The organism is Pseudomonas bharatica CSV86 (genome assembly GCF_000319305.2).
Taxonomy (GTDB): Bacteria; Pseudomonadota; Gammaproteobacteria; order Pseudomonadales; family Pseudomonadaceae; genus Aquipseudomonas; species Aquipseudomonas bharatica.
On record NZ_AMWJ02000001.1, the window covers coordinates 1,614,250 to 1,637,648 of the forward strand.

The 23,399-nt window shown below is 64.0% G+C and carries 19 protein-coding genes, 2 pseudogenes and 1 riboswitch; of the genes and pseudogenes, 9 read left to right on the forward strand and 12 right to left on the reverse strand.

Annotated elements, in window-relative coordinates; all coding sequences use genetic code 11:
• Window positions 1–68 precede the first annotated feature (68 nt).
• The 4 genes and pseudogenes from CSV86_RS07130 to CSV86_RS32990 form a co-directional block, all read right to left on the reverse strand.
• Window positions 69–980 (reverse strand): Rossmann-fold NAD(P)-binding domain-containing protein, encoded by a 912-nt coding sequence (locus CSV86_RS07130; RefSeq protein ID WP_009397554.1) that lies wholly within the window; start codon window positions 978–980, stop codon window positions 69–71.
• A 38-nt stretch (window positions 981–1,018) separates the two neighbouring features.
• Window positions 1,019–1,729 carry a Fe(II)-2OG oxygenase family protein gene (locus CSV86_RS07135; RefSeq protein ID WP_170394484.1) on the reverse strand — a complete coding sequence of 237 codons (711 nt, stop codon included), beginning with the start codon at window positions 1,727–1,729 and terminating at the stop codon, window positions 1,019–1,021.
• A gap of 281 nt (window positions 1,730–2,010) precedes the next feature.
• Window positions 2,011–2,721, reverse strand: a pseudogene (locus CSV86_RS07140) (IS5 family transposase); the annotation flags it as partial.
• A 176-nt stretch (window positions 2,722–2,897) separates the two neighbouring features.
• A pseudogene (locus tag CSV86_RS32990) lies at window positions 2,898–3,128 on the reverse strand (type II toxin-antitoxin system HicB family antitoxin); the annotation flags it as partial.
• A gap of 496 nt (window positions 3,129–3,624) precedes the next feature.
• Here CSV86_RS32990 and CSV86_RS07150 point away from each other — a divergent pair.
• The 9 genes from CSV86_RS07150 to atzF all read left to right on the forward strand — a co-directional run bounded on the left by CSV86_RS07150 (window position 3,625) and on the right by atzF (window position 14,000).
• Window positions 3,625–3,852 carry a ribbon-helix-helix domain-containing protein gene (locus CSV86_RS07150; RefSeq protein ID WP_009398833.1) on the forward strand — a complete coding sequence of 76 codons (228 nt, stop codon included), beginning with the start codon at window positions 3,625–3,627 and terminating at the stop codon, window positions 3,850–3,852.
• Window positions 3,853–3,954: 102 nt separating this feature from the next.
• Window positions 3,955–4,140, forward strand: coding sequence for a hypothetical protein (locus CSV86_RS07155; RefSeq protein ID WP_009398835.1), 186 nt, complete (start codon window positions 3,955–3,957; stop codon window positions 4,138–4,140).
• A 169-nt stretch (window positions 4,141–4,309) separates the two neighbouring features.
• Window positions 4,310–4,411: riboswitch (guanidine-I (ykkC/yxkD leader) on the forward strand.
• A gap of 66 nt (window positions 4,412–4,477) precedes the next feature.
• Window positions 4,478–5,545: a putative urea ABC transporter substrate-binding protein gene (locus CSV86_RS07160; RefSeq protein WP_009398837.1), complete on the forward strand. Its 1,068-nt coding sequence runs from the start codon at window positions 4,478–4,480 to the stop codon at window positions 5,543–5,545.
• A gap of 13 nt (window positions 5,546–5,558) precedes the next feature.
• On the forward strand, window positions 5,559–6,374 hold the full coding sequence (locus tag CSV86_RS07165) for an ABC transporter permease (RefSeq protein ID WP_009398839.1): 816 nt from the start codon (window positions 5,559–5,561) through the stop codon (window positions 6,372–6,374).
• Window positions 6,371–7,150 (forward strand): ABC transporter ATP-binding protein, encoded by a 780-nt coding sequence (locus CSV86_RS07170; RefSeq protein WP_009398841.1) that lies wholly within the window; start codon window positions 6,371–6,373, stop codon window positions 7,148–7,150. The genes CSV86_RS07165 and CSV86_RS07170 overlap by 4 nt, the downstream gene beginning before the upstream one ends.
• Window positions 7,151–7,152: 2 nt before the next feature.
• Window positions 7,153–7,866, forward strand: a complete 714-nt coding sequence (locus CSV86_RS07175; RefSeq protein ID WP_009398843.1) for an urea amidolyase associated protein UAAP1 — start codon at window positions 7,153–7,155, stop codon at window positions 7,864–7,866.
• Window positions 7,867–7,875: 9 nt separating this feature from the next.
• Window positions 7,876–8,502, forward strand: a complete 627-nt coding sequence (locus tag CSV86_RS07180; RefSeq protein ID WP_009398845.1) for an urea amidolyase associated protein UAAP2 — start codon at window positions 7,876–7,878, stop codon at window positions 8,500–8,502.
• A gap of 159 nt (window positions 8,503–8,661) precedes the next feature.
• The gene (uca, locus tag CSV86_RS07185) at window positions 8,662–12,246 is read left to right on the forward strand and encodes an urea carboxylase (RefSeq protein ID WP_009398850.1); all 3,585 of its coding nucleotides are present in this window, start codon (window positions 8,662–8,664) and stop codon (window positions 12,244–12,246) included.
• The gene (atzF, locus tag CSV86_RS07190) at window positions 12,243–14,000 is read left to right on the forward strand and encodes an allophanate hydrolase (protein ID WP_009398852.1); all 1,758 of its coding nucleotides are present in this window, start codon (window positions 12,243–12,245) and stop codon (window positions 13,998–14,000) included. The genes uca and atzF overlap by 4 nt, the downstream gene beginning before the upstream one ends.
• Before the next feature lie 365 nt (window positions 14,001–14,365).
• Here atzF and CSV86_RS07195 read toward each other — a convergent pair whose 3' ends face one another.
• The 8 genes from CSV86_RS07195 to CSV86_RS07230 form a co-directional block, all read right to left on the reverse strand.
• Window positions 14,366–15,655 carry an OprD family porin gene (locus CSV86_RS07195; protein ID WP_051032696.1) on the reverse strand — a complete coding sequence of 430 codons (1,290 nt, stop codon included), beginning with the start codon at window positions 15,653–15,655 and terminating at the stop codon, window positions 14,366–14,368.
• A 54-nt stretch (window positions 15,656–15,709) separates the two neighbouring features.
• Window positions 15,710–17,029 carry an MFS transporter gene (locus CSV86_RS07200; RefSeq protein ID WP_009398856.1) on the reverse strand — a complete coding sequence of 440 codons (1,320 nt, stop codon included), beginning with the start codon at window positions 17,027–17,029 and terminating at the stop codon, window positions 15,710–15,712.
• A gap of 64 nt (window positions 17,030–17,093) precedes the next feature.
• Window positions 17,094–17,618 (reverse strand): gamma carbonic anhydrase family protein, encoded by a 525-nt coding sequence (locus CSV86_RS07205; protein WP_009398858.1) that lies wholly within the window; start codon window positions 17,616–17,618, stop codon window positions 17,094–17,096.
• 15 nt (window positions 17,619–17,633) lie between these two features.
• Window positions 17,634–18,818, reverse strand: coding sequence for a CaiB/BaiF CoA transferase family protein (locus CSV86_RS07210; RefSeq protein ID WP_009398860.1), 1,185 nt, complete (start codon window positions 18,816–18,818; stop codon window positions 17,634–17,636).
• Window positions 18,819–18,828: 10 nt separating this feature from the next.
• Window positions 18,829–19,752 (reverse strand): hydroxymethylglutaryl-CoA lyase, encoded by a 924-nt coding sequence (locus tag CSV86_RS07215; RefSeq protein WP_037060049.1) that lies wholly within the window; start codon window positions 19,750–19,752, stop codon window positions 18,829–18,831.
• A 229-nt stretch (window positions 19,753–19,981) separates the two neighbouring features.
• Window positions 19,982–20,878, reverse strand: a complete 897-nt coding sequence (locus tag CSV86_RS07220; RefSeq protein ID WP_009398864.1) for a LysR family transcriptional regulator — start codon at window positions 20,876–20,878, stop codon at window positions 19,982–19,984.
• A 201-nt stretch (window positions 20,879–21,079) separates the two neighbouring features.
• Window positions 21,080–22,108, reverse strand: coding sequence for an alpha/beta fold hydrolase (locus CSV86_RS07225; RefSeq protein ID WP_009398866.1), 1,029 nt, complete (start codon window positions 22,106–22,108; stop codon window positions 21,080–21,082).
• Between the two features lie 12 nt (window positions 22,109–22,120).
• Window positions 22,121–23,329 (reverse strand): cytochrome c biogenesis protein DipZ, encoded by a 1,209-nt coding sequence (locus CSV86_RS07230; protein WP_009398868.1) that lies wholly within the window; start codon window positions 23,327–23,329, stop codon window positions 22,121–22,123.
• Window positions 23,330–23,399: the final 70 nt, after the last annotated feature.

The following is a 23,399-nucleotide window of genomic DNA, read 5'->3' on the forward strand; positions in this document are numbered from 1 at the left end:
ATTTATCAAGCGCCCATAAGCCCTGCGGTGGTGCTGGGTGCAATTGAGTGCCAGTTCGTAGATTACCCTCACTCGTTGTTGTCCATCTCATAGTCATGGCCCTCACGCCTAGCGTCCTCAAGATCGTCCTCTGTGTAGAGGTTGAAATACTCAGCAGCCGTGTAGGTTGAGGTCTCGGTGAAAACGTTGCCCATTCCGCATGCTGAAAGCTTGGAGAACCCGCTGATCTTAAGTCGGCAAGCAACACATTCGAACGTGGAGGGCAGCATGCTCTGACGCTGAATCACCTCGTCATCCCCGATTGACGTGTCGACGGTTCCAATTGGATCACCGTTCAGCAACCCAGGGGAGTGACAAGCTGGGCATTTCTCTCTGTGGCCGGATTGCCTGGCAGCCCATGTTGTTGCTTGCTCGGTTAGGGTCTTCCTATCCTTCTCGGCGGTGTTGCTCCATACCTTTGCGTGCGCCTTTATATCCTGCTCGACCGCTCTAGCAGCTGCATCTTCCAGGGAGGCGATCATTTCTTGAGCCTTGCCCGCGTCTGGTACCAGGTCTTGCAAGGGAAGATCCATCGATTGGAGGAGGACACTGCAGGCGCGATAGAACCTAGGAAGCCACTCGGACGTTGCTGCTTCTAAGAAAGCAGCTTCGCCAGTGTGGAGCTCGATATTTCGTCGTTCTACATGTTTGGAACAGAATCCGGCGATCTCCTCAGTAAAGGAGGGCAGGAGTTCCTTCAAGCGCACCAGAACCTCCTTGGTGCCTATCGACGTGGCGGAAAACTTTTTGCTAGTAGCCTCTCTGCCCAGCGCATACATGATGTTTCGCCAGCTTTGCTGGTCTGCGAGAAGCACTGGTGAGAAGTTGGACAGTGCTGCCCGAGCGAGAAATTCAAGGCTGAGTGAAGAGAACAGGCCAAACCTCCAGTCGTTCGCTGGAAAGCGCCCCATCTCCTCAGCGTACAGCTGTGCTTTAAGCATGAGCGCTTCTTTAGACCACGGCGATTCTTCAGGTGCTGTCATTTCAATTCCCATAAGCTGGACAGGTAGATGCGCTCAATGTGGCGCTTCAGTGCTCGTTGCGGTACCTCGGAGCGGCCATGCAGCATGTGCCAGTTGTCAATAATCAAGGTGTCCCCAGGATCGGATAAAGCTATTGCAATGCGATCTATCCTGGCCCTGGCCTGCAAAACGTCAGCTAATGCTTCTGCGGCCTGATTAAGTGGCCTCAGGAAAAGGGAGTCCCATCTGAACCCAACCTGGCCGTCTTTGCGATATCGAACCGCAAGGGGGCAGATTGCTTGTGCCGGATGCTTTCGACGTGGAGCCACAATCGCGCGGTTAATGATGTGACTGGCTTGTTCGGCTAAGTATGACCACGGCAGGAGACAGGTGGTGACTGAAGGGTCGCCAAGTCGGCAGCGAAGCATGAGGAAGCGAGGAGGGGTTCCCCAGTGAGCGTAATCCGTGTGTAGGGGGAAGGCGTTGAGCCCGTACACGGCACTGTAACTGTGAGGACTGGATTCGTCGCTTTCACGCGGCTTTAAGGTCTGGATGCTGCCGAGCTTGTACGCGGCAGCAATTTTCTCCAGATCGGTGATAGGGCCGATGCTGCATGCCAGTTCGAGGGTTGAAGCCTCAGGCTGCCATGTCTTGAGGAAAAGATAGCCGTGGCTGCTCAACGCTGATGCGATGGTGCCTTCTCCTGGCTGCTCCTGCAGAATCAACATGCTCAGACCTATGCGTACTCAGGCAATAGATTGATCAAATGTAGTCCAGAGCTTTTGATCGTGGGGTCGAAAGCATGGCTTCGATGCGCAGATAGGTTGGCAGCGTGCTTCCTAGGAGGGGAAGGGCAACCTCCACCCCGATTGGGGTGGTGGCTGCAGGCGCCGATCTCCGTCAAAACAGCACCTGTCCGGCCAAGCTAGTTACTTCGGTGTTGTATGCGTCAGATTCAAACCTGGCCAACGCCTGGCAGAGTGAAGACCACTCAGCCAGGCTGGACTCTTTAAGCTCTGGTTGCCTCTGTCGCCTTCTGTGTCTGAAACAGGTGTCGCAGACACCGCATGACACAAGCCAGCGAAACCATCGCGCCATAACTTTTTGCGAGCTTGTCGAAGCGTGTCACGACTCGGCGGTTCTCTTTCAGCCAGCCGAACATGCGCTCGATCACATTCCGTTGACGGTATTTGGGGCGATCAAACAGGCGGGGCAATCCAGGCTTGGGTTTGCGCTTCATCGCAAGCAGAGGAATGACCGGCTGCATTCGATACCGGTCACAGTAGCGGCGTAGTGCATCAGCATCGTAGCCCTTGTCGGCCAGAAGCCAGCGACAGCGCTTGCGAGGCCGGCCGCGCTTGCTTGTCGGAATACAGACATCGTCCAGCAGTGGCTCTGCGTAGCTGATATCGCTGGCTTGAACTCCAGAAAGCAGGAAGCGCAGAGGCACGCCGTTGGCGTCGCAGAGCATATGAATCTTGGTGGTGAGACCACCCCGACTGCTGCCTAGAGCGTGATCTGGGGGCATCAAGCTCCCTTTTTTACCGGCACCTGATAAAGCGCGGGTGGCACGAATAGCAGTTGAATCGATCATCCCGGCCCGCAGGTCGATGAGCCCTTGATTATTGAACTGCAGATGCAATCGCTTGAGCATCTGCTCGAACGTTCCACTGTTTCGCCAAAGCCGGAAGCGGTGATAAACCGTTCGCCAAGCACCGAGATGCTCAACCGCTTCCCGAGCGCAGCCAGCGCCTTCTCCACAGCCTCCATCTTTGACGCGTGAAGAAAGTCCACCAACCGGTCCCCCTGCGTCTGCGAAACACCAAGCAGACGGCACAGGTCAGCCTTGCGCATGTCCCGGCTCATCATTTCATTCCAAAGTACGATCTTGGCCACGTTGACGGCAGGCAGGTGAACGACACGCTGCCCTCGCGTCGGGGCGGATGCGACAGGAATCACGCGACGCTGATCAACATAGATCGACAACGCGCTTTCGATGCCATCCACTGCTTCGCACAGTGCATCCTCGATGTCATCTCCAGCGCTATTGAACTCCGGCAGGTCGTCGCAGGTGAGTGCGACGCCCGGGTTTCCGTCAGTGTGAATGGTCACTGGGTAGTCAAACACGTTTCAATCCTCTGCCTAGCGTCTCTGCATTGAATGACGCAACGGTAGATCATCAGTGTGGAGACATGACCTTTTGTAGCATTTCGCAGTACCTGTTCTCGTTTCTGATGGGGAAGGGGATCTACGCATCTCGCGCTGATCGGTGCCGGATTGGACTGTGACTTGTCGGACCGCCGAAGCGCCGCGAAGGACTGCGGAGCGGTCCCAAAACCATCCAGCACGGGCTGCAGGTAAATGCAGTGCTGGATTCACGGGAACTGGCTGATGGTATTTATCCAAATCCCCAGTTTGGCAGGCTTTGGGACCGCTTTGCGGTCCTTCGCGAGCAAGCTCGCTCCCACAGGGTCCGCATCCTGCTCTAGAACAGTGCTTTGCGCGACAGCGCAGCCTGAAAGGCTGGTTGGACTCCTACAGAAAACGTGTCCAGCTCGAGCACTGCCGACGCAGGATCAAAAGTGTATGCTTTGAAGAACTTGAGCCCAAAGCAGCCAACACTATGATCATTTCCCTGCCTGACGATCTCAAGCTCTTCATCGATGAGCAGGTCAGCCAACGCGGCTACAGCTCCAGCAGCGAGTATGTGCAAGAGCTGATTCGCAAGGATCACGACCGCCAGCATTTACGGAACGCGCTATCGGCTGGAGCAGAGTCGGCCCCGACCGTTGCGGTGACCGACGACTACTTCGGGTCCCTCCGCACCAGGGTTCGCAATAGCCGTGGATGAAGGCCAAGCCCATTACCCTGCTGTCGATTAGCACAAGGGATGTCCCCAAATGGCTGGTAGACTGCACCGCTCATTAGTCTCCGGATAAAAAGCAGAGCCAACATGGTCAAGCGATTGAAGAACCTCCAAGCCGGCCTCACCCCCAAGCGCCGCCTCTGGACCGCCATTTCCCTCATCGCAGCCGCACTCTCCGGCGGCGCCCTGGCCAGTTCCGAAACCAGCCTCAGCGCCCTGATCGCCCCCGCAGCCACCTTCCTCGCCCATACCCTTCTCCCTGTCGCAAGCTGACGCCCCGCCAACGCGCACAACGCCCCAATACCGTGCATCCCCCGCGCCCATAATCCCCCCGCATCCCCCAGAACCCCCGCAAAACCCACCCCGCCATCCACTTGGCACGCCTCTGGCATTACTTCCCTCCGTGCGGGAGTAGCGCGAGCTAAATTGCACCACAATCTGAAAATAGGTCGGCTAGGGTTCCGGTCCGCTTCTGCGGGCGTCTGGACCGAGAGCCGGCGACCTCCAGTTCGAGGTTACACGGCGGGATAAAAGCCCGGGAGACAGACCACTCACTGCAATGAGTGTCGTGCTGCTCCCTGGTTCGTCCACCGTCAACTGGAGTCACTTCATGCGAAAGTCCCTGCTTTCCGCCTTCCTCGCCGCCGGCCTGGCCCTGTCCGCGAGCTCCGCCTCCAACGCCGCGGCGAAGACCGATTTCGATATCTGCTGGACCATCTACGCCGGCTGGATGCCCTGGGAATACGCCGCCGCCGAAGGCATCGTCGACAAGTGGGCGAGCAAGTACGGCATCCATATCAAGCTCACCCAGGTCAACGACTACGTCGAGTCGATCAACCAGTACACCGCCGGCCAGTTCGACGGCTGCTCGATGACCAACATGGACGCCCTGACCATCCCCGCCGCCGGCGGCGTCGACAGTACCGCGCTGATCGTCGGCGACTTCTCCAACGGCAATGACGGTGTGGTCCTGAAAGGCACCGGCAAGACGGTGAACGACCTCAAGGGCATGGACGTCAACCTGGTCGAGCTGTCCGTCTCGCATTACCTGCTGGCCCGCGCCCTCGACAGCGCCGGCCTGCGCGAGAAGGACCTGAAGGTGATCAACACCTCCGACGCCGATATCGCCGCTGCCTTCAATACTCCCGACGTGCAGGTGGTGACCACCTGGAACCCGATGCTCGAAGAAGTGCGCAGCAAGCCCGGCGTGACCCAGGTCTTCGACTCCAGCCGCATTCCCGGCGAGATCCTTGACCTGATGGTGGTCAACACCCAGACCCTCAAGGACAACCCGGCGCTGGGCAAGGCGCTGACCGGCGCCTGGTACGAGGTGATGGACCTGATCGCCGGCGACTCCCCGCAGCGCACCAAGGCCCTGGAGCATATGGCCAAGGCCTCCGGCACCGACCTCGCCGGTTTCGAGCGCCAGCTTTCCACCACCTACCTGTTCGATACGCCCAAGGCGGCACTGACCTTCGTCAGCAGCGCGGAACTGCCCAGGACCATGGACAAGGTCGCCAGCTTCTCCTTCGACCACGGCCTGCTGGGCGAGGGCGCCAAGGACAGCACGGCGGTGGGCATGAGCTTCGCCAACGAGGTGATCGTCGGCAACCGCGACAACCTCAAGCTGCGTTTCGACCCGACCTACGTACGCATGGCCGTCGACGGTTCGCTGTAAGCGAGGAATGAACATGCGCCTGATCAATCGCCATCCCGATCGTCCGTCGCGGCTGCTGCTGATGCTGTTGCCGTTCGTGCTGGTGCTCTGTGCCTATTTCCTCGGCTCGGCGCAGCGCCTGGCGGACAATCCCAACGACAAGCTGCTGCCCGGCGCGGCCCAGATGGGCGCGGCGGTGGAACGCATGGCGCTGGTGGAGGACAAGCGCAGCGGCAACTACCTGCTCTGGCAGGACACCGCTTCCAGCCTGCAGCGCCTTGGCGTCGGCCTGGCCATCAGCGCCTTGATCGGCCTGTGCCTGGGCATCGCCTCGGGCACCTTGCCGCTGTTCGGCGCGATGCTCTCGCCCTTGCTGGTGGTGCTGTCGATGATTCCGCCGCTGGCGATCCTGCCAATCCTGTTCATCGTCTTCGGCCTGGGCGAGCTGTCCAAGGTGATGCTGATCGTCATCGGCATCACCCCGGTCCTGGCCCGTGACCTGGAACAGCGTGCCCGCGAGATTCCCGTCGAATTGCTGATCAAGGCCCAGACCCTGGGCGCCAGTTCCTGGACCCTGATCCTGCGGGTGGTGCTGCCACAACTGCTGCCGCGCCTGCTGATCTCCCTGCGCCTGGTGCTGGGTTCGGCCTGGCTGTTCCTGATCGCGGCGGAAGCCATCGCTTCCGAGGATGGCCTGGGCTACCGGATCTTCCTGGTCCGGCGCTACCTGGCGATGGATGTGATCCTGCCCTACGTGGTGTGGATCACCGCGCTCGCCTGGCTCACCGACTGGCTGCTCAAGGCCCTGACCCGCCGTGCGTTTCCCTGGTACGAGGGGGCACGGGCATGAGCTTTATCCAGGTAAGGAATGTCTGGCAGGAATATGACCAGCACGTGGTACTCGAAGGCCTGAACCTGAGCATTGCCGAAGGCGAGTTCTGCACCATGGTCGGGGCTTCGGGCTGCGGCAAATCCACCTTCCTGCGCCTGCTGCTGGGCCAGGAACGACCAAGCCGCGGGCAGATCCTGCTCGATGGCCAGCCCCTGGTTGCCGAGCCTGATCCGGCCCGGGGCGTGGTGTTCCAGCGCTACTCGGTGTTCCCGCACCTGAGTGTGCTGGACAACGTCGCCCTTGGCCTTGAGTTGCCCCGGGCGAAGCTGCTGGGCCGCCTGTTCGGCAGCGCCAGGCGCGAAGCCCGGGAGCAGGCCGCCGCCTTGCTGCACAAGGTCGGCCTCGGCCACGCCCTCGACAAATACGCCAGCCAGCTCTCCGGCGGCATGCAGCAGCGCCTGGCGATCGCCCAGGCGCTGATCATGAAGCCCAGGGTGCTGCTGCTCGACGAACCCTTCGGCGCCCTCGATCCGGGAATCCGCAAGGACATGCATGCCTTGCTCCTTGAGCTGTGGCGCGAAACCGGGGTCACCGTGTTCATGGTCACCCACGACCTGAGCGAAGGCTTCAGCCTCGGCAGCCGCCTGCTGGTCTTCGACAAGGTGCGCCACGACCCGCACGCGCCGGCGGCGTTCGGCTCGCGGGTCACCTACGACCTGCCGCTCAACGACAAGCGCCTCGCGGCCCGGGCCGACGCGTTGCCCGAGCTTCTTCAATCGTACGCAAGAGGTTAACCATGACCGACAACTCTGTATTCGCCGAAGACTTCCTGCCCGGAGGCGGCCACCTGTCCTTCGTCCTCAAGCGCGGCCAGCAGGTGCGCTTCACCGACCTGGAAGGCGGCGCCAACGTCAGCCTGATGCTGTTCAACGCCCATGAAAAAAGCGAACGCTTGAACCTGCCGGACAGCCTCAAGTGCCAGCACACCGCCAGGCTCACCAGCGGGCATTGCCTGTATTCGGACATGGGCCGCGTCCTGGCGGCGATCACCCGCGATACCTGCGGCTGGAGCGACAGCATCGGCGGTGTGCTGAACGCCGAGGAAGTCCGGGAAAAATATGGCACCGGGCGTTATCAGGAACTGCGCAACCGCTTCCACCGCAACGGCACCGACAACCTGCTGGTGGAAATGGGCAAGTGGGGCCTGGAGCTGTCCGACCTGACCATGCCCCTCAACCTGTTCAGCCGCGTGGACGTGGGCGCCGACGGCAGCCTGCATTTCGTCGAGGGCAACTCCCGGCCGGGCGATGCCATCGAGCTGTATGCGCCGATGGACACCCTGTTCATCGTTACCGCCCTGCAGCACCCGATGGACCCGTCCGCGCAATACGCCCCCAGGCCGGTACAACTGACCTTTGCCCGCGCCGACGAAAGCGTCGCCGAGCACTGCCGCACCTCGCGCCCGGAAAACGAGCGCGGCTTCCTCAACACCCAACGCCTGTTCGCCTGAGGACCCGTCATGACGTCACCCCTGCAAGCCGACACCGCGATCTACCGCGCCACCATCCCGGCCGGCGAGCCCTGGCTCACCGAAGTGAAGGCCGGCCAGACCCTGCGCATTCTCGACCTGGAAGGCAACCAGGCCATCGACACCTTGTTCTACAGCGTCGCCAACCCCCGCGAGCGCTATGACGTGCAACGCACCCTGCGGCGCCAGGGCAATGTCTACCTGGGCGTTGGCAGCGTGCTGTATTCCAACCTGGGGCGGCCGATGCTGACCATCGTCGAGGACAACTGCGGCCGCCACGACACCCTCGGCGGCGCCTGCGCCCAGGAAAGCAACACCGTGCGCTACGCCCTCGACAAGCGCCATATGCACAGCTGCCGCGATAACTACCTGCGCGCCTGCTGCCACGACGGCCGCCTGGGCAAGCGCGATATCAGCCCGAACATCAACTTCTTCATGAATGTCCCGGTCACCCCCGAAGGCGGCCTGACCTTCGAGGACGGTATCTCCGCTGCCGGCAAGTACGTACAGCTCAAGGCCGAAATGGACGTGATGGTGCTGATCTCCAACTGCCCGCAACTGAACAACCCGTGCAACGGCTACAACCCGACCCCGGCGGAGCTGCTGATATGGAACTGAAAGCCTTTTTGCGCAAGGTCCGGCTGTGCTTCTTCAGCGCCTGCCAGGCCCGTTTCGGCCAGTTGAACGCCGACAGGCATCCCTGATCTGCCGTCCGGGGACGACCCCGAGACCTCCAAACAACTGCGGGACGGCCCGCACCCCTCCGGGGACGTTGTCATGTTCGAAACACTGCTGATCGCCAACCGTGGCGCCATTGCCTGTCGCATCCTGCGCACCCTGCGCGAGCTGAAGGTCCGCGGCGTCGCGGTCTACTCCGAAGCCGATCTCGCCAGCCGCCACCTCGTCGAGGCCGACCAGGCCATCAGCCTGGGGCAGGGCGCTGCGGCCGGTACCTATCTGGCCGTGGACAAGATCCTCGCCGCCGCCAAAGAGAGCGGGGCGCAGGCCATCCATCCCGGCTATGGCTTTCTCTCCGAAAACGCCGCGTTCGCCGAAGCCTGCGAGGCTGCCGGGCTGGTCTTCGTCGGCCCGACGCCGGAGCAATTGCGCCTGTTCGGCCTCAAGCACACCGCCCGTGATCTCGCCCGCCAGCAAGGCCTGCCGCTGCTGGAAGGCACCGGTCTGCTCGATAGCCTCGCCGACGCCTGGCGCGCCGCCGAAGCGGTCGGCTACCCGGTAATGCTGAAAAGCACGGCAGGCGGTGGCGGCATCGGTATGCGCGTATGCCGCTCGGCGGCGGAGCTGGAAGAGGCCTTCGAGGCGGTCAAGCGCCTGGGCCAGAACAACTTCAGCGATGCCGGGGTGTTCATCGAAAAATACATCGAGCGCGCCCGCCATCTTGAAGTGCAGGTGTTTGGCGATGGCGCCGGCGAGGTCATTGCGCTCGGCGTGCGCGACTGCTCGGTACAGCGGCGCAACCAGAAAGTGCTGGAGGAAACCCCGGCGCCGAACCTGCCCGAAGGCATGGCCGAAGCCCTGTGCGACGCCGCGATCCGCTTGGCTCGCGCCGTGAAGTACCGCAGCGCCGGCACCGTCGAGTTCGTCTTCGACAGCGATGCGCAACGCTTCTACTTCCTTGAGGTGAATACCCGGCTCCAGGTGGAACACGGTGTCACCGAGCAGGTCTGGGACGTGGACCTGGTGCGCTGGATGATCGAACTGGCGGCCGGCGATCTGCCGCCGCTGCATCAACTGGCCGCGGGCCTGGAACCCGTGGGCCATGCGGTGCAGGCGCGGTTGTATGCGGAGGATCCGGGCAAGGATTTCCAGCCCAGCCCCGGCCTGCTCACCGCCGTCGGCTTCCCCGAGGCTGATGGCAAGGCGCTGCGGATCGACACCTGGGTCGGTGCTGGCTGCGAAATTCCGCCGTACTTCGACCCGATGATCGCCAAGGTGATCGTCTGGGCCGACGACCGCGAGCAGGCGCGGGAGCAACTGCATCGTGCCCTCGGCGACAGCCAGGTCTACGGCGTCGAAACCAATCGCGACTACCTGCGCCAGATTCTCCAGGACGCGCCCTTCGCCAGTGGCCAGCCCTGGACCCGCTGCCTCGAAGGCCTGGCCTACCGCGCCGCCACCGTCGAAGTGCTCGGCGGCGGCACCCAGACCAGCGTGCAGGATTACCCCGGGCGCCTGGGCTACTGGGCCGTCGGCGTGCCCCCGTCCGGGCCTATGGACAGCCGCGCCCTGCGCCTGGGCAACCAGTTGCTGGGCAACCCGGAAGGTGCAGCGGGGCTGGAAGTGACCATGAGTGGTCCGACCTTGCGCTTCAATACCGATGCGGTGATCGCCGTGACCGGTGCGGTGATCCCGCTGACCCTGGACGGCCAGGCGATCGCCATGAACACCAGCGTGCTGGTCAAGGCCGGCAGTACGCTGGCCCTGGGCACCATTGCCGGTGCTGGCGCCCGGGCGTATCTGTGCGTGCGTGGCGGTATCCAGGTGCCGGAATACCTGGGCAGCCGCAGTACCTTCATGCTCGGCCAGTTCGGCGGCCATGGCGGTCGTGCGTTGCGGGCCGGGGATGTGCTGCACCTGGAGTGCTTGAGCGACAGATCGGCAGGTGCCTCGCTGCCCGGGCAAGCGGCGCTGGCCGCCACCCGGCAGGTCCGGGTTATCTATGGCCCGCATGGCGCTCCGGAATACTTCAGCGAAAACTACATCCGCACCTTCTTCGCCACCGACTGGGAAGTGCACTTCAACTCCAGCCGTACCGGCGTGCGCCTGATCGGCCCGAAACCCGAGTGGGTCCGTGCCGATGGCGGCGAGGCCGGGCTGCATCCATCGAATATCCACGACAACCCCTATGCCATCGGCGCGGTGGACTTCACCGGCGACATGCCGGTGATCCTCGGCCCCGATGGCCCGAGCCTGGGTGGTTTCGTCTGCCCGGTAACGGTGATCGAGGCCGATCTCTGGCAGCTCGGCCAGCTCAAGGCGGGGGACAAGGTGCGCTTTGTTCCCGTCTCCCTGGAACAGGCACGGCGACTGGCTTGTGCAGAGCTGCTGGCCGAAACGGTCGAACCCGTCGGCGAAGAGCAATGGCTGTCGCCCATCGTTCTTGATCTCGGCGCGGACGATACCCGCCTGGTCGCGCGGTTGGCGGGGGATACCCATCTGCTGCTGGAAATCGGCGCTGCCGAGCTGGACCTGGTCCTGCGCTTCCGTGGCCACGCCTTGATGCAGGCGCTGGAAGCCAGGGCCCTGGCCGGCGTGATCGACCTGACCCCGGGCATCCGCTCGCTGCAGGTCCATTACCAGCCGGAGCGCCTGCCGCTTGGTCATCTCCTGGAAGTCGTGGCCGGTGAATGGCAGTCCGTGTGCGCTTCGAAGGACCTTCAGGTGCCATCGCGCATCGTCCACCTGCCACTGTCCTGGGACGACCCGGCCTGCCAGCTGGCCATCGAGAAATACATGACCACCGTGCGCAAGGACGCGCCCTGGTGTCCGAGCAATCTGGAATTCATCCGCCGTATCAACGACCTGCCGAACCTCGACGAGGTGCAGCGCACGGTGTTCGACGCCAGCTACCTGGTCATGGGCCTGGGCGACGTCTATCTCGGCGCGCCGGTGGCCACGCCGCTGGACCCGCGGCATCGCCTGGTCACCACCAAGTACAACCCGGCGCGCACCTGGACTGCGGAAAACTCGGTGGGTATCGGCGGCGCCTATATGTGCGTGTACGGCATGGAAGGGCCGGGTGGTTACCAGTTCGTCGGGCGCACCTTGCAGATGTGGAACCGCTACCGCGAGGTCGCGGCCTTCGACGGCAAGCCCTGGCTGCTGCGCTTTTTCGACCAGATCCGCTTCTACCCGGTCAGTGCCGGGGAGCTGGAGCGTATTCGCCGGGATTTTCCGCTGGGGCGTTTCGATCTGGCGATCGAACCTGGCCAGTTGCGTCTGGCGGACTACCAGCAGTTCCTGGCCGAGGAAGCAGCGAGCATCCAGGCGTTCCGTGACCAGCAGCAGGCGGCGTTCGCGGCCGAGCGGCAGCGCTGGATCGACAGTGGGCAAGCGCATTTCGAATCCACCGAGGCGGTGGCCGAAGCGGGCGAGGAAGCGCCGTTGCCTGCGGGGCAGATCGGTGTGGAAAGCGCTATCGCCGGCAATCTCTGGCAGGTGCAGGTCGCTGTCGGTCAGCGGGTTGCGGCAGGGGACGCGCTGGTGGTGCTGGAGTCGATGAAGATGGAGATCCCGCTGCTGGCGCCCTGTGCGGGTGTGGTTCAGGAAGTGCGGGTCGAGCCGGGTTCGGCGGTGCGTGCGGGGCAACGGGTGGTGGTACTGCAAGGAGGTGAAGCATGAAGGTGAATCTGCAACTGGACGCGCTGCGCAAGGCGTATGGCGCTGGTGAACACTCACCGCGGGACCTGATCCTGGCCCTGCGCGAGCGGGCGGCGCAGCTGAATCCGCGCTTCAACATGTTCATTCATCTGTTGAGCGCGGAAGAACTGGAGCCCTATCTGGCAGCGCTGGACGGCGCTTCGCTGCAGAGCCTGCCGCTGTACGGCGTGCCCTTCGCGATCAAGGACAATATCGACCTCGCCGGCATCCCGACCACGGCGGCCTGCCCGGCATTCGCCTATGTGCCGGAGCGCTCGGCTACGGTGGTGGAGCAGTTGATCAAACTGGGCGCGGTGCCGCTGGGCAAGACCAACCTGGATCAGTTCGCCACCGGGCTCAACGGTACGCGCTCGCCTTATGGCGCCTGTATCAACAGCGTGCTGGAGGATTATCCCTCGGGCGGTTCGAGTGCCGGGTCGCCGCTGACCGTGGCGTTGGGGCTGACCAGCTTTGCCCTCGGCACCGACACCGCCGGTTCCGGTCGGGTCCCGGCAGCGCTAAACAACCTGGTTGGACTCAAGGCCAGCAAAGGGTTGATCTCCACCGCTGGCGTGGTCCCGGCCTGCCGCACCCTGGATTGCGTGACCACCTTTACGGCCACCGCCCCGGAGGCCAGCCAGTTGCTGCAACTGCTGGCGGTGCAGGATCCGCGTGACGAATACAGCCGGGGCAACGCCGGGTGGAACCTGGGCAGCGCCTTTGGCCGCGTGGGCAGGTTCCGTTTCGGCGTGCCACGGCAGCAGGACCTCGAATTCTTCGGCTGCCAGGAAGGCCCGGCACTGTTCGCGGCTGCGGTGGAGCGCTTGCAGGCGCTGGGCGGCGAGGCGGTGACCCTGGATCTTTCTCCGTTCCTTGAGGCAGCCCGGTTGCTGTACGAAGGCCCTTGGGTCGCCGAGCGCTACAGCGTGGTCGGCGAGCTGGCGCGCAACCAGCCTGAAGCGGTGTTGCCGGTCATCCACGCGGTGCTGGCCAAGGCGCCGCAGGTGAGTGGCGTCGATACCTTCCGTGCCCAGTACCGTTTGCAGCAGCTCAAGGCGGAATGCGACCGGCTGCTGGCCGGGCTGGAGTGCGTGCTTACCCCGACCATCGGCCGTCCGGTGACCCTGGCCGAACTGGCCGAGGAGCCGGTGCTGCGCAATGCCGAGCTGGGTTACTACACCAATTTCATGAACCTGCTGGACTACGCGGCGGTTGCGCTGCCCAGCGGGTTCATGGGCAACGGGTTGCCGTGGGGAGTGACCCTGTTCGGTCGGGCATTTACCGATCAGTACCTGCTCAGTCTGGCCAGTGCTTACCAGGGCCTTGAAGTGCCGGCCCGCGAGGCGCGCAATGACCGCGTTAGCGTGGTGGTCTGTGGTGCTCACCTGGAAGGGCTGGCGCTCAACTGGCAGTTGCAGCAGCGTGGCGCGACGCTGGTCGAAGCGACCCGCAGCTCGCCGAACTACCGGCTGTATGCCCTGGCCGGCGGGCCGGTGCAGCGCCCGGGGATGGTGCGGGTTGCCCGTGATGGTGTGGCAATTGCGCTGGAGGTCTGGCAAATCCCTAGCGCGGCGCTGGGCGCCTTCCTCGCCGAGATCCCGGCGCCGCTGGGGCTGGGCAAGGTCGAACTGGAAGATGGACGCTGGGAGACTGGCTTCGTCTGTGATGCCTACGGGCTGGAGGGCGCGCAGGATATCAGCGAGTGGGGCGGCTGGCGCGCCTGGTTGAACTCGTAGTCAACATGCTGTAAGCGCCGCGAACCCTGAGGGCCGGCAAGGGCAATGATGTTGCCTGATCTGGCCAAATCGCTGGCAAGCCAGCTCCCACAGTGTCCGCGGTGGACTCTGATTCCAGGGTTGGCTCAACTCTTGTGGGGGCTTGCCAGCGATGAGGCCGGCTTGAGCAAGGATGTTGTCAGGTCAGGCCAAATCGCTGGCAAGCCAGCTCCCACAGTGTCCGCGGTGGACTCTGATTCCAGGGTTGGCTCAAAACCCTGTGGGAGCTGGTCTTGCCAGCGATGAGGCCGGCTTGAGCAACGATGTTGTCAGGTCGGGCCAAATCGCTAGCAAGCCAGCTCCCACAGGGTTCGCGGCGCGCTCACCTAGAACCCTATTTCGTAACTGACAATCACCCGATTCTCATCCACCCCATCCTGCAGATTCGACCGCGCCGTCGCATTGCGCCACCTCAGCCCGAGGTTCTTCAACGGCCCGCTCTGGATTACATAGGCCAGGTCCGTGGTGCGCTCCCATTCGTGTCCATCCTCGCCGGCAGCGCGCAATAACGCGGCCTTGCGGGTCGACACATGGCTGACATCGACGTCATCACCCTTTACGTAGCGCAGGGTAAACGTCAGACCTGGAACACCCAGCGTCGCGAAGTCGAAGTCATAGCGCGCATGCCAGGCCCGTTCGTCCTGCAGGGAAAAGGTGTACGCCTGCTGCTCGCTGAACAGGTAGGTATCGGTGCCGCCAAGATAGACATAAGCCGTATCCCCGGCGACCTTCTGGTACCCGCCGCTGAACCGGTGCCCACCCAGCTGGTAGCCGAAGTTGCTGCTGATCACCCGGTTGTCCACTTCGCCAATCCGTGCGGCCCCGGTTTCCCGTGCGGTGAAGTGGCGGATCTCGGTGAACGCCTTGCCGGGCCCCAGTGGCAGCGAGTATTTCAACCCGAGGTAGGTGCGCCGGTAGAAGCCCTCAAGCTCGCTGGCATGGGCGCTCAGGGTCAGGTCGGCAAGCGGCTGGTAATCGACGCCGCCATAGGTGTAGCTGTCACTGTGGATCGCCGTGGACCAGGCACCCACCTGGGCCATGGTGGTGAGTTCTTCCGAGTCCGCCGAGTCACGCTGCTTGACCTTGTCGACCCGGCCGAGATGAAGGGTGAGGTCGTCAAAATCCCGGGAGATCAGTTGCCCGCCATTGAAGTACTGCGGCAGCAGCCGGCTGTTGTTCGAGGCGATCAGCGGCAGCAGCGGATTCAGCCCGCCATAGCGCAACTCGCTCTTGGCGAAGCGCAGCTTGGCGGTCACGAGCATCTTCGAATAATCATCCTCGGCCCGACCTTCGGCATTGCGCGGCAGCAAGCCGGTGCCCGAGCGATCCCGGCTGGAATCCAGCTTTAGCCCGAGCATGCCGATGGCATCTACACCGAAGCCCACGGGTCCCGGAGTAAATCCTGATTGCCAGTTGAGGATAAAGCCCTGCGCCCATTCCTCACGTTTGGACTGGCTGGGAAACCCATCGCGAAAATCCCGGCTGAAGTAGAAATTGCGCAGTTCCAGCTTGCCCTTGCTGTCGGCCAGAAAGTCCGCCGAAGCCTGCGGGGCGAGCAGGGTGAAACCCAGGCCGGCGCCCACGGCGCAAGCCCACCAGGAGGTGCTTGTTGTCATTGTTATTACCTGCGAGAGCGGTGCGGGCCGAGGCTCGGCCCGACGACCAGGGGTTCAGTCTTTTGCCGGGTTCTTCACGAACACCGCGATCAGCACGATGCAGCCAAGGATCAACGGCACGATGGCGAGCATGCCCATGTAGCTGATCCCGGTCAGGTCATTGACGAAGCCGACCATGGCCGGGGAGACGATGCCGCTCAGTTGCGCGAGGGAGTTGATCGCCGCCGTGCCGGTGGCGATGCCCAGCCCGGAGAAGGTGGATTGGGGAATGGTCCAGAACACCGGGATGGCGATGAAGGTGCCGGCCGTCGCCAACACCAGCGCCAGCATCAGCGCTACCGGATTGCCAGAGAAACCGCAGGCGAGGATGTAGCCAATGGCCGAGGCGACCATGCACCAGAGCAGGTAGCTCTTGCGATCGCCGGTCTTGTCCGAGCGCCGGGTCACCACCAGCATGCCGATGCAAGCAACGATATAGGGCGAGGAACTGAGCAGCCCGACCATCAGCAGGTCATGTACCCCGGACAGCTGGATCAGGTTGGGCATCCAGAAGTTCAGGCCGTAGCTGGCGCTCTTGATCACGAAGTAGATCAGCGCGAACACGCCCACCTCCCAGGTCAGCAGCACCCGCCAGATCGAGCCGTGGCCGTTGCTGTCCGGCTTGCGGTCGGCCTTGAGGTTTTCCTTCAACTGGTGCTTCTGCTCCGGGCTCAGCCATTTGGCCGAATCGATATCCTTGTCCAGCTTCCACAGCACCGCCAGGCCGAGCAGCACGCAGGGCAGGCCGGACAGCAGGAACAACCAATGCCAGCCGGCCAGGCCAAGCAGGCCGTCCATCTTGCCGAGGATCAGCCCGGCGGCCGGCGAGCCGACCGCACCGGCCAGGGGCACGGCGAGGAACCACAGGCCGTTGATCCGTGCCAGGTAGCGCTTGGGAAACCAGCAGGCCAGGTAGAACAGGATCGCCGGGCCGAAACCAGCCTCCATCACCCCGATCAGGAACCGCAGGAAGTACAGGGTGTACTGGGTGTAGGCAAACACCAGCGCGGCAGTCGCCAGGCCCCAGGAAATCATGATCCGGCAGATCCACGCCGGCGCCCCGTACTTCTTCAGGCCCCAACTGCTGGGGACTTCGAACAGCACGTAGCCGATGAAGAACATGCTTGCCGCCAGGCCATAGGCGGCATCGCTCAGGCCCAGCTCGGCCTGCATCTGGGTCTTGGCGAAGCTGATATTGATGCGGTCGAAATAGGAAAACAGGAAGCAGATGATCGCCAGCGGCATGATCCGCCAGGCCACCCGGCGGTACAGCAGCAGTTCGTCGAGGCGTGCAGAGGCGTGTGGAATGTCCAGCGCCGTCGAGGACGTGGTCATGGTGTTCTCCATTCTTGTAATTGTGCGGAGAGTGTTTGCCGCCTTCGAGGGCGGCGGGTTCGGGTCAGGCGATGCGGATCAGGCTCCGCTTGTGGATCTGTGCACGCTCCACATAATCATGGGCGTTGCGGTGGAAGCTGCGGATGCTTTCGTCGTTGAGTTCCCGCACCACCTTGGCCGGTACGCCGAGGATCAGCGAATTGTCGGGGTAGACCTTGCCCTCGGGGACCACGGAGCCAGCGCCGACCAGGCAATTCCTGCCGATCACCGCGCCATTGAGGATCACCGACTGGATACCGATCAGGCTGCCGTCGCCGATCTGGCAACCGTGCAGCATCACCTGGTGGCCGATGGTCACGTCGTTGCCGACCCGCAGCGGGAAGCCTGGATCGGTATGCAGCACCGCACCTTCCTGGACATTGCTGCCGGCACCGATCTCGATCAGTTCGTTGTCGCCGCGCAGCACCGCCAGGGGCCAGACACTGGCGCCCTGGCCGAGGGCCACCTTGCCGATCACCGTGGCGTCCTCGGCCACGTACACGCTGTCGTGCAATTCCGGCCGCTGGCCGTCGTATTCGTAGATAGCCATCTTGCAGTCCTCTTCCTATTGTTCGCTGCGCAGCACGCCGGCATCGCGCAGGCGGACGATTTCGTCGTCGCTGTAGCCGAGGCCGCGCATCACCCCGAGGGTGTCCTCGCCGATCCGCGCGATGGGGCGGCGTGGCCCCAGGCGTTCGCCATCGAGGGAAAACGGCAGCAGGGGCATTTCCGTATGGCTGCCGTCCTCGAGTTCCAGCCGGGCGAGGCCGCCGCTGTGGATCAGGTGCTCGTCGTCGAACAGCTCTTCCGGGCGCCGAATGGGCGCGAAGGGAATGCCGTTGGCTTCCAGTTGCGCTGCCAGTTGCCGGGCATCCAGGGTGGCGAAGATTTCCGCGAGATGAGCCAGCAGGCGCGGGCGTTGCAGGACCCGGTCGTTGTTGCTCGCCAGGGTTGGGTCGTTCATCAGGTCGTGCTGGCCGAGCAGGGTGCACAGGGTGCGCCACTGGCCGTCGCCGGTGGCGGCGACGAACATCTGCTCGCCGCCGGCAAAGCCGAACACGTCGTAGATGGCCCAGGCGCTGATGCGATTGGGCATCGGCGCCGCCGCTTCGCCGGTGACCACGTATTGCTGCATGTGCTGGGCGGCCAGCAGCACGCAGTTCTCGTACAGTGCGCTCTGCACTTCGCGGCCCTTGCCGCTGCGCTGGCGCTCGAACAGCGCGGCGAGCACGGCGATGGCGCCGAACATGCCGCCCATGATGTCGTTGACCGAACTGCCGGCGCGCAGCGGTCGTCCCACCGGCCCGGTCATGTAGGCCAGGCCGGCCATCATCTGCACCACCTCGTCGAGGGCCAGGCGCTTGTCGTAGGGTCCGGCCAGGAAACCCTTGTGGGTAGCGTAGATCAGCTGCGGATTGCGCTGTTTCAGCGCCGCGTAGCCAAAGCCGAGGGCGTCCATGCGCCCGGGCTTGAAGTTCTCGATGAACACGTCGGCGCTGTCCAGCAGCTTGAGCACGGCATCGCGGCCCTCGGGCGTCTCGACATCCACCGCCAGGCTCTGCTTGTTGCGGTTGAAGGTACGGAAGAAGCCGGCGCCGGCGCCGAGCAGTCGGCGGGTGCCGTCGCCCTTGAGCGGCTCGACCTTGATCACTTCGGCGCCGAGATCGGCGAGGATCATCCCGCAGGTAGGGCCCATGACCATATGGGACATTTCCACGACGCGAACGCCGTCGAGTGGCAACTGTTGCATGGGTTTTTCCTCAGGCAGCGGGGGCGACGAAGTGCTTCGGCAGGCCGGCGCGGGCGATGTAGCCGTACAGCGGCTCGCCGGGCAGGGCCCGGGCCAGCAGTTCGCGGCTGGCAATCAGGCCCTGCAGGTCGATGCCGGTGGCATGGCCCATGCTCTGCAGCATGAACACCAGGTCTTCGGTCACCGTATTGCCCGAGGCACCCGGGGCGAACGGGCAGCCGCCGAGGCCGGCGAGCGAGGCATCCAGCTCGGTGATGCCGTGCTGCACCGCCACCAGGCTGTTGGCCAGGGCCAGGCCGCGGGTGTCGTGGAAGTGTGCTGCTTGCAGTTTCGAGCCGGCGACCTCGCGCACCGCATCGATGGTCTCGCCGACCTGGCCCGGGGTGGCGTAGCCGGTGGTGTCGCCGAGGGAAATCTGCTCGCAACCGGTTTCCAGCACGCGGCGCACCAGGGCGCACAGGTCGGCCAACGGCACTTCGCCCTGGCGGGTGCAGCCGAAGGCGGTGGACATCCCGGCGACCATGATCACGTCGTCGCGACCGCTGCTGCTGCGCAGGTCGCACATGCGTGCGAATTCCTCGACCATTTCTTCCGGCGAGCGGCGCACATTGGCCTGGCTATGGGCGGCGCTGACCGAGATCGGCGCGACGATACGGTGGGCGCCCGAGGCCAGGGCGTTCTGCGCACCGCGCAGGTTCGGCGCGAGTACGGTGACAGTCAGTCCGGGACAGGTCAGGGCATGGGCCACCACCTCGGCGGCGTCGGCCATCTGCGGCAACAGGCGGGCGGGAACGAAGGAGGCGACCTCCATATGCCGCACGCCGGCGGCGTAGGCCTGGTCGATCCAGCGTTTCTTGGCGTCGGTGGGCATGATGCTCTGCAGGCTTTGCAGGCCATCGCGCATGCCGACTTCGTTGATGATTATTCTTGTCATGGCGTCTCTCGCGGGGTGATCTGCTGCCTAAGGTAGGCAGGGGGCAGGCGAGGGAAAAGACGTCTTTGACGGGGGTATCCATCGTGGATGGCGATGGATCGATTCGGCTGGCACAGAACCCTGTGGGAGCTGGCTTGCCAGCGATGAGGCCGGCCTGTGCAGCGATGTTGTTAGGTAGGACCAAATCGCTGGCAAGCCAGCTCCCACAAGGGCGTGTTGGGTCGGTCAGCTATGTGGGTATCTCCGCCAGCAGATGATTCAACAACCGCCGTGCCGAAGGCGACAGCGCTTCCTGGTCGCGCACGCAGATCACGAATTCTCCCTTGGCCCAGGCATCGGTCAGCGGAATCACCTTCAGGCCGAACATCGTCGCGTAGCGGGTCACCGCTTCCCGGGGCAGGATGGTCTGCGCCAGGCCGGACTGGACCAGCCGGTAAGCCGCATCGAACGACGACACATGCGCGCGGATGCGCAATTCCCGCCCCAGTTCCTGGGCGGTGTTCTGCATGAAGCTGTTGAGGGTGGCGAACGCCGAATGGCCGATATGCTCGTAGTCCAGGGTCTCACCGAGGGTGATGCTGCTGCGCCCGGCCAGCGGGTGCCGCTCGTTGACCACCAGCGACAGGTGATCGCGCCGATAGGGAATGAATTCCAGCTCGCTGGTGGACACGGTCTTGCGACAGATCCCCAGGTCGGCCTGGCCTTCCAGCACGCCGCGGACCACATCGAAACTGAAGCGCTCTTCCACGTCCACGCGGATGTTTTCGTTGGCCATCATGAACGACGACAGCGACTCGGGGAGGAACTCCATGATCGACGAAATGTTCGCCAGTACCTTCACATGCCCGCGCGCGCCCTCCGCGAATTCGCTGATTTCCCCTTGCAGCCTTTCCATGCTCAGCATCAGTTGCCGCGCATGGCGCAACAGCGCCTGGCCTGCGGGCGTCGGCGTGACGCCGCGCTTGCTGCGGTGCAGCATCGGCACGCCGAGGTCGGCCTCGATATCGGCGATGCGCTTGCTCACCGCCGAGGGTGCGATGAATTCGCGCTCGGCGGCGCGGGCGATGGTGCCTTCCTCGCAGACCGCGATGAACAGGCGCAGGGAGATCGGGTCGATGTGCCACATGAGGGAGGCCTTGTGCGTGTGTGGGCCGGGGCAGGATACGCAGGCCGCCAAGATCAGGGCAACCGGAACGGCAGGAGCGCTGCGGACCCTGTGGGAGCTGGCTTGTCGGACCGCCGCACCGCAGCGATGACTTTGCTGAATTCACAGCCGCTATCGCTGGCAAGCCAGCTCCCACAGGGTAATGCGGTGCACTTGAGATGGCTACATCCGATCCGCATCCACGATCGCCTGGGCAAACGCCCGTGGCGCTTCCTGCGGCAGGTTGTGCCCCACGCCGCCCTCGATCAGGCGGTACTCGTATTTCCCGGTGTAGCGCTTGGCATACGCCTCGGCCGGTGGGTGCGGTGCACCGTTGGCGTCACCTTCCAGGGCGATGCTGGGCACCGTGATCGCGGGGAAGCCGGCAAGCTTCTTCTCGATCGCGTCATAGCGCGCCTCGCCCTTTTCCAGGCCCAGCCGCCAGCGGTAGTTGTACACCGACACCGCGACATGGTCCGGGTTGGCCAGGGCCGCTGCACTGCGGTCATAGGTGGCATCGTCGAACTGCCATTGCGGCGATGCGGTCTTCCAGATCAGTTTGGCGAAGTCATGGGTGTTTTGCGCATAGCCTTCGCGACCGCGCTCGGTGGCGAAGTAGAACTGGTACCACCATTGCAGCTCGGCGGTCGGAGGCAGCGGTTTCCTGCCGACCTCCTGGCTGCCGATCAGGTAGCCGCTGACCGCCACCAGTGCCTTGACGCGCTCCGGCCACAGCGCCGCGACGATATCCGCCGTCCGTGCGCCCCAGTCATAGCCGCCAAGTACGGCGTTCTTCACCTGCAGCGCATCCATGAAGGCGATCAGGTCCTCGGCCAGTGCCGCCGGCTGGCCGTTGCGCAGGGTTTTCGGCGAGAGGAAGCGGGTCTCGCCATAGCCCCGGGCGTAAGGGATCAGCACCCTGTAGCCCTGTTCGGCGAGGGCCGGGGCAACATCGGCGTAGCTGTGGATGTCGTAGGGCCAGCCGTGCAGGAGGATCACCACCGGGCCGTCGGCAGGACCGACCTCGGCATAGGCGACATCCAGCAGGCCGGCCTTGATGTGCTTGAGCGGGCCGAGGGACACATGGCTGCCGACGCTGATCGGGGCAATCTGCGGCGCAATCTGCGGTGCATTGCCCGGGGCGGCGTGCGTGGCCCCCAGCAGACCCAGTTGCAGTGCGGTGGCGGCGAAGAGCGAGGTGAGGGTGTTCATGGTCATGCTCCTTCAGTGGGTGGCCTTGGCTTCGGCCAGCAGTTTTTCAATAACGTGTTCCTGGGTGGCATAGGCGCCTTCGCCGAAGTGGGCGTAGCGCACCTGGCCCGTGGCATCGATCAGGTAGTGGGCCGGCCAGTACTGGTTGGCGAACTGGCGCCAGATCGCGTAGTCGTTGTCGATCGCCACCGGGTAGGTGATGCCGAGTTTGCGTACCTGCCTGCGCACATTGGCCGGCACGCGCTCGAAGGGGTATTCCGGGGTATGCACGCCGATCACCACCAGGCCGTCCTTGCCGTAGCGGTCGGCCCACTGCTTGACGTAGGGCAGGGTGTGCTGGCAGTTGATGCAGTCGAAGGTCCAGAAATCCACCAGCACCACCTTGCCGCGCAGGGCTTCGGCGCTGAGTTCGGGGGAGTTGAGCCATTCCACGGCGCCGCCCAGCGAGGGCATTGGCCCCTTGGGCGAAAGGTCCGGCTCGGTGGCGGCCCGGGCTTTGCTTATCAGGTGGTCGAGGGCGCCTGAAACCGACTTCAGCACCTGCTGTTCGACCCGGTTGGACAGTTGCGACGAGGTGTCCGCCAGCAGGCTGCGGGTGCCGCCGCTGGCGATCCCGACTGCCGCCAGCAGCACCACCACGCCGGTACCGCGGCGCAGCCATTCGAGACTTGGCAGGGACAGGCGCAAACGCCGGGCCAGGCCCTTGCCGGCGAGGATCAGTACGCCAAGGGAGACCGCGCTGCCCAGGCCGTAGGCGAGCAGCAGCAGGCTGGTCTGGGCATTCGGCCCGGCGAGCATGGCGCCGCTGAGGATCAGGCCGAGGATCGGCCCGGCGCAGGGCGCCCAGAGCAGGCCTGTGGCGACACCAATCAGCAACGAGGCCAGCGGGCCCGAGGCCGAGGCCTTTGGCGCCAGGCGGTTGCCCAGGGCCACGAAAGGCTGGGCCAGCCAGTTGCCGAGGCGCGGCGCCAGCAGCGACACGGCGAACAGCATCAAAACCGCCAGTGCCAGATAGCGCCCGGCGGTATTGGCCTTGGCCACCCAGGCGCTGCCGACCACCGCCAGGCTCGACACCGCAGCGAAGGTCAGCACCAGGCCGCCGAGGGTCAGCAGGATCGAGGCGCGGTGTTGTCCGCTACGGGCGAAGACGAAGGGCACGATGGGCAGGATGCAGGGACTGAGGACGGTCAGCAGGCCGCCCAGGAAGGCAATGATCAACATGGCGTTCTCCGGTTGCGAGGGGGAGGGCGCTGCTCCGCGGATCAGCGCTTGCCAGGCATTTCACGCCGCG

What these genes read in the sequence shown, in the direction of transcription:
- CSV86_RS07160 (WP_009398837.1), top strand. Translation starts at nt 4,478, where the DNA reads ATGCGAAAGTCCCTGCTTTCCGCCTTCCTCGCCGCCGGCCTGGCCCTG.
- CSV86_RS07215 (WP_037060049.1), bottom strand. Translation starts at nt 19,752, where the DNA reads ATGACAAGAATAATCATCAACGAAGTCGGCATGCGCGATGGCCTGCAA.
- CSV86_RS07180 (WP_009398845.1), top strand. Translation starts at nt 7,876, where the DNA reads ATGACGTCACCCCTGCAAGCCGACACCGCGATCTACCGCGCCACCATC.
- CSV86_RS07230 (WP_009398868.1), bottom strand. Translation starts at nt 23,329, where the DNA reads ATGTTGATCATTGCCTTCCTGGGCGGCCTGCTGACCGTCCTCAGTCCC.
- CSV86_RS07210 (WP_009398860.1), bottom strand. Translation starts at nt 18,818, where the DNA reads ATGCAACAGTTGCCACTCGACGGCGTTCGCGTCGTGGAAATGTCCCAT.
- CSV86_RS07170 (WP_009398841.1), top strand. Translation starts at nt 6,371, where the DNA reads ATGAGCTTTATCCAGGTAAGGAATGTCTGGCAGGAATATGACCAGCAC.
- CSV86_RS07220 (WP_009398864.1), bottom strand. Translation starts at nt 20,878, where the DNA reads ATGTGGCACATCGACCCGATCTCCCTGCGCCTGTTCATCGCGGTCTGC.
- CSV86_RS07150 (WP_009398833.1), top strand. Translation starts at nt 3,625, where the DNA reads ATGATCATTTCCCTGCCTGACGATCTCAAGCTCTTCATCGATGAGCAG.
- CSV86_RS07130 (WP_009397554.1), bottom strand. Translation starts at nt 980, where the DNA reads ATGCTTAAAGCACAGCTGTACGCTGAGGAGATGGGGCGCTTTCCAGCG.
- CSV86_RS07165 (WP_009398839.1), top strand. Translation starts at nt 5,559, where the DNA reads ATGCGCCTGATCAATCGCCATCCCGATCGTCCGTCGCGGCTGCTGCTG.
- CSV86_RS07200 (WP_009398856.1), bottom strand. Translation starts at nt 17,029, where the DNA reads ATGACCACGTCCTCGACGGCGCTGGACATTCCACACGCCTCTGCACGC.
- CSV86_RS07205 (WP_009398858.1), bottom strand. Translation starts at nt 17,618, where the DNA reads ATGGCTATCTACGAATACGACGGCCAGCGGCCGGAATTGCACGACAGC.
- CSV86_RS07175 (WP_009398843.1), top strand. Translation starts at nt 7,153, where the DNA reads ATGACCGACAACTCTGTATTCGCCGAAGACTTCCTGCCCGGAGGCGGC.
- CSV86_RS07225 (WP_009398866.1), bottom strand. Translation starts at nt 22,108, where the DNA reads ATGAACACCCTCACCTCGCTCTTCGCCGCCACCGCACTGCAACTGGGT.
- atzF (WP_009398852.1), top strand. Translation starts at nt 12,243, where the DNA reads ATGAAGGTGAATCTGCAACTGGACGCGCTGCGCAAGGCGTATGGCGCT.
- CSV86_RS07155 (WP_009398835.1), top strand. Translation starts at nt 3,955, where the DNA reads ATGGTCAAGCGATTGAAGAACCTCCAAGCCGGCCTCACCCCCAAGCGC.
- CSV86_RS07135 (WP_170394484.1), bottom strand. Translation starts at nt 1,729, where the DNA reads ATGTTGATTCTGCAGGAGCAGCCAGGAGAAGGCACCATCGCATCAGCG.
- uca (WP_009398850.1), top strand. Translation starts at nt 8,662, where the DNA reads ATGTTCGAAACACTGCTGATCGCCAACCGTGGCGCCATTGCCTGTCGC.
- CSV86_RS07195 (WP_051032696.1), bottom strand. Translation starts at nt 15,655, where the DNA reads ATGACAACAAGCACCTCCTGGTGGGCTTGCGCCGTGGGCGCCGGCCTG.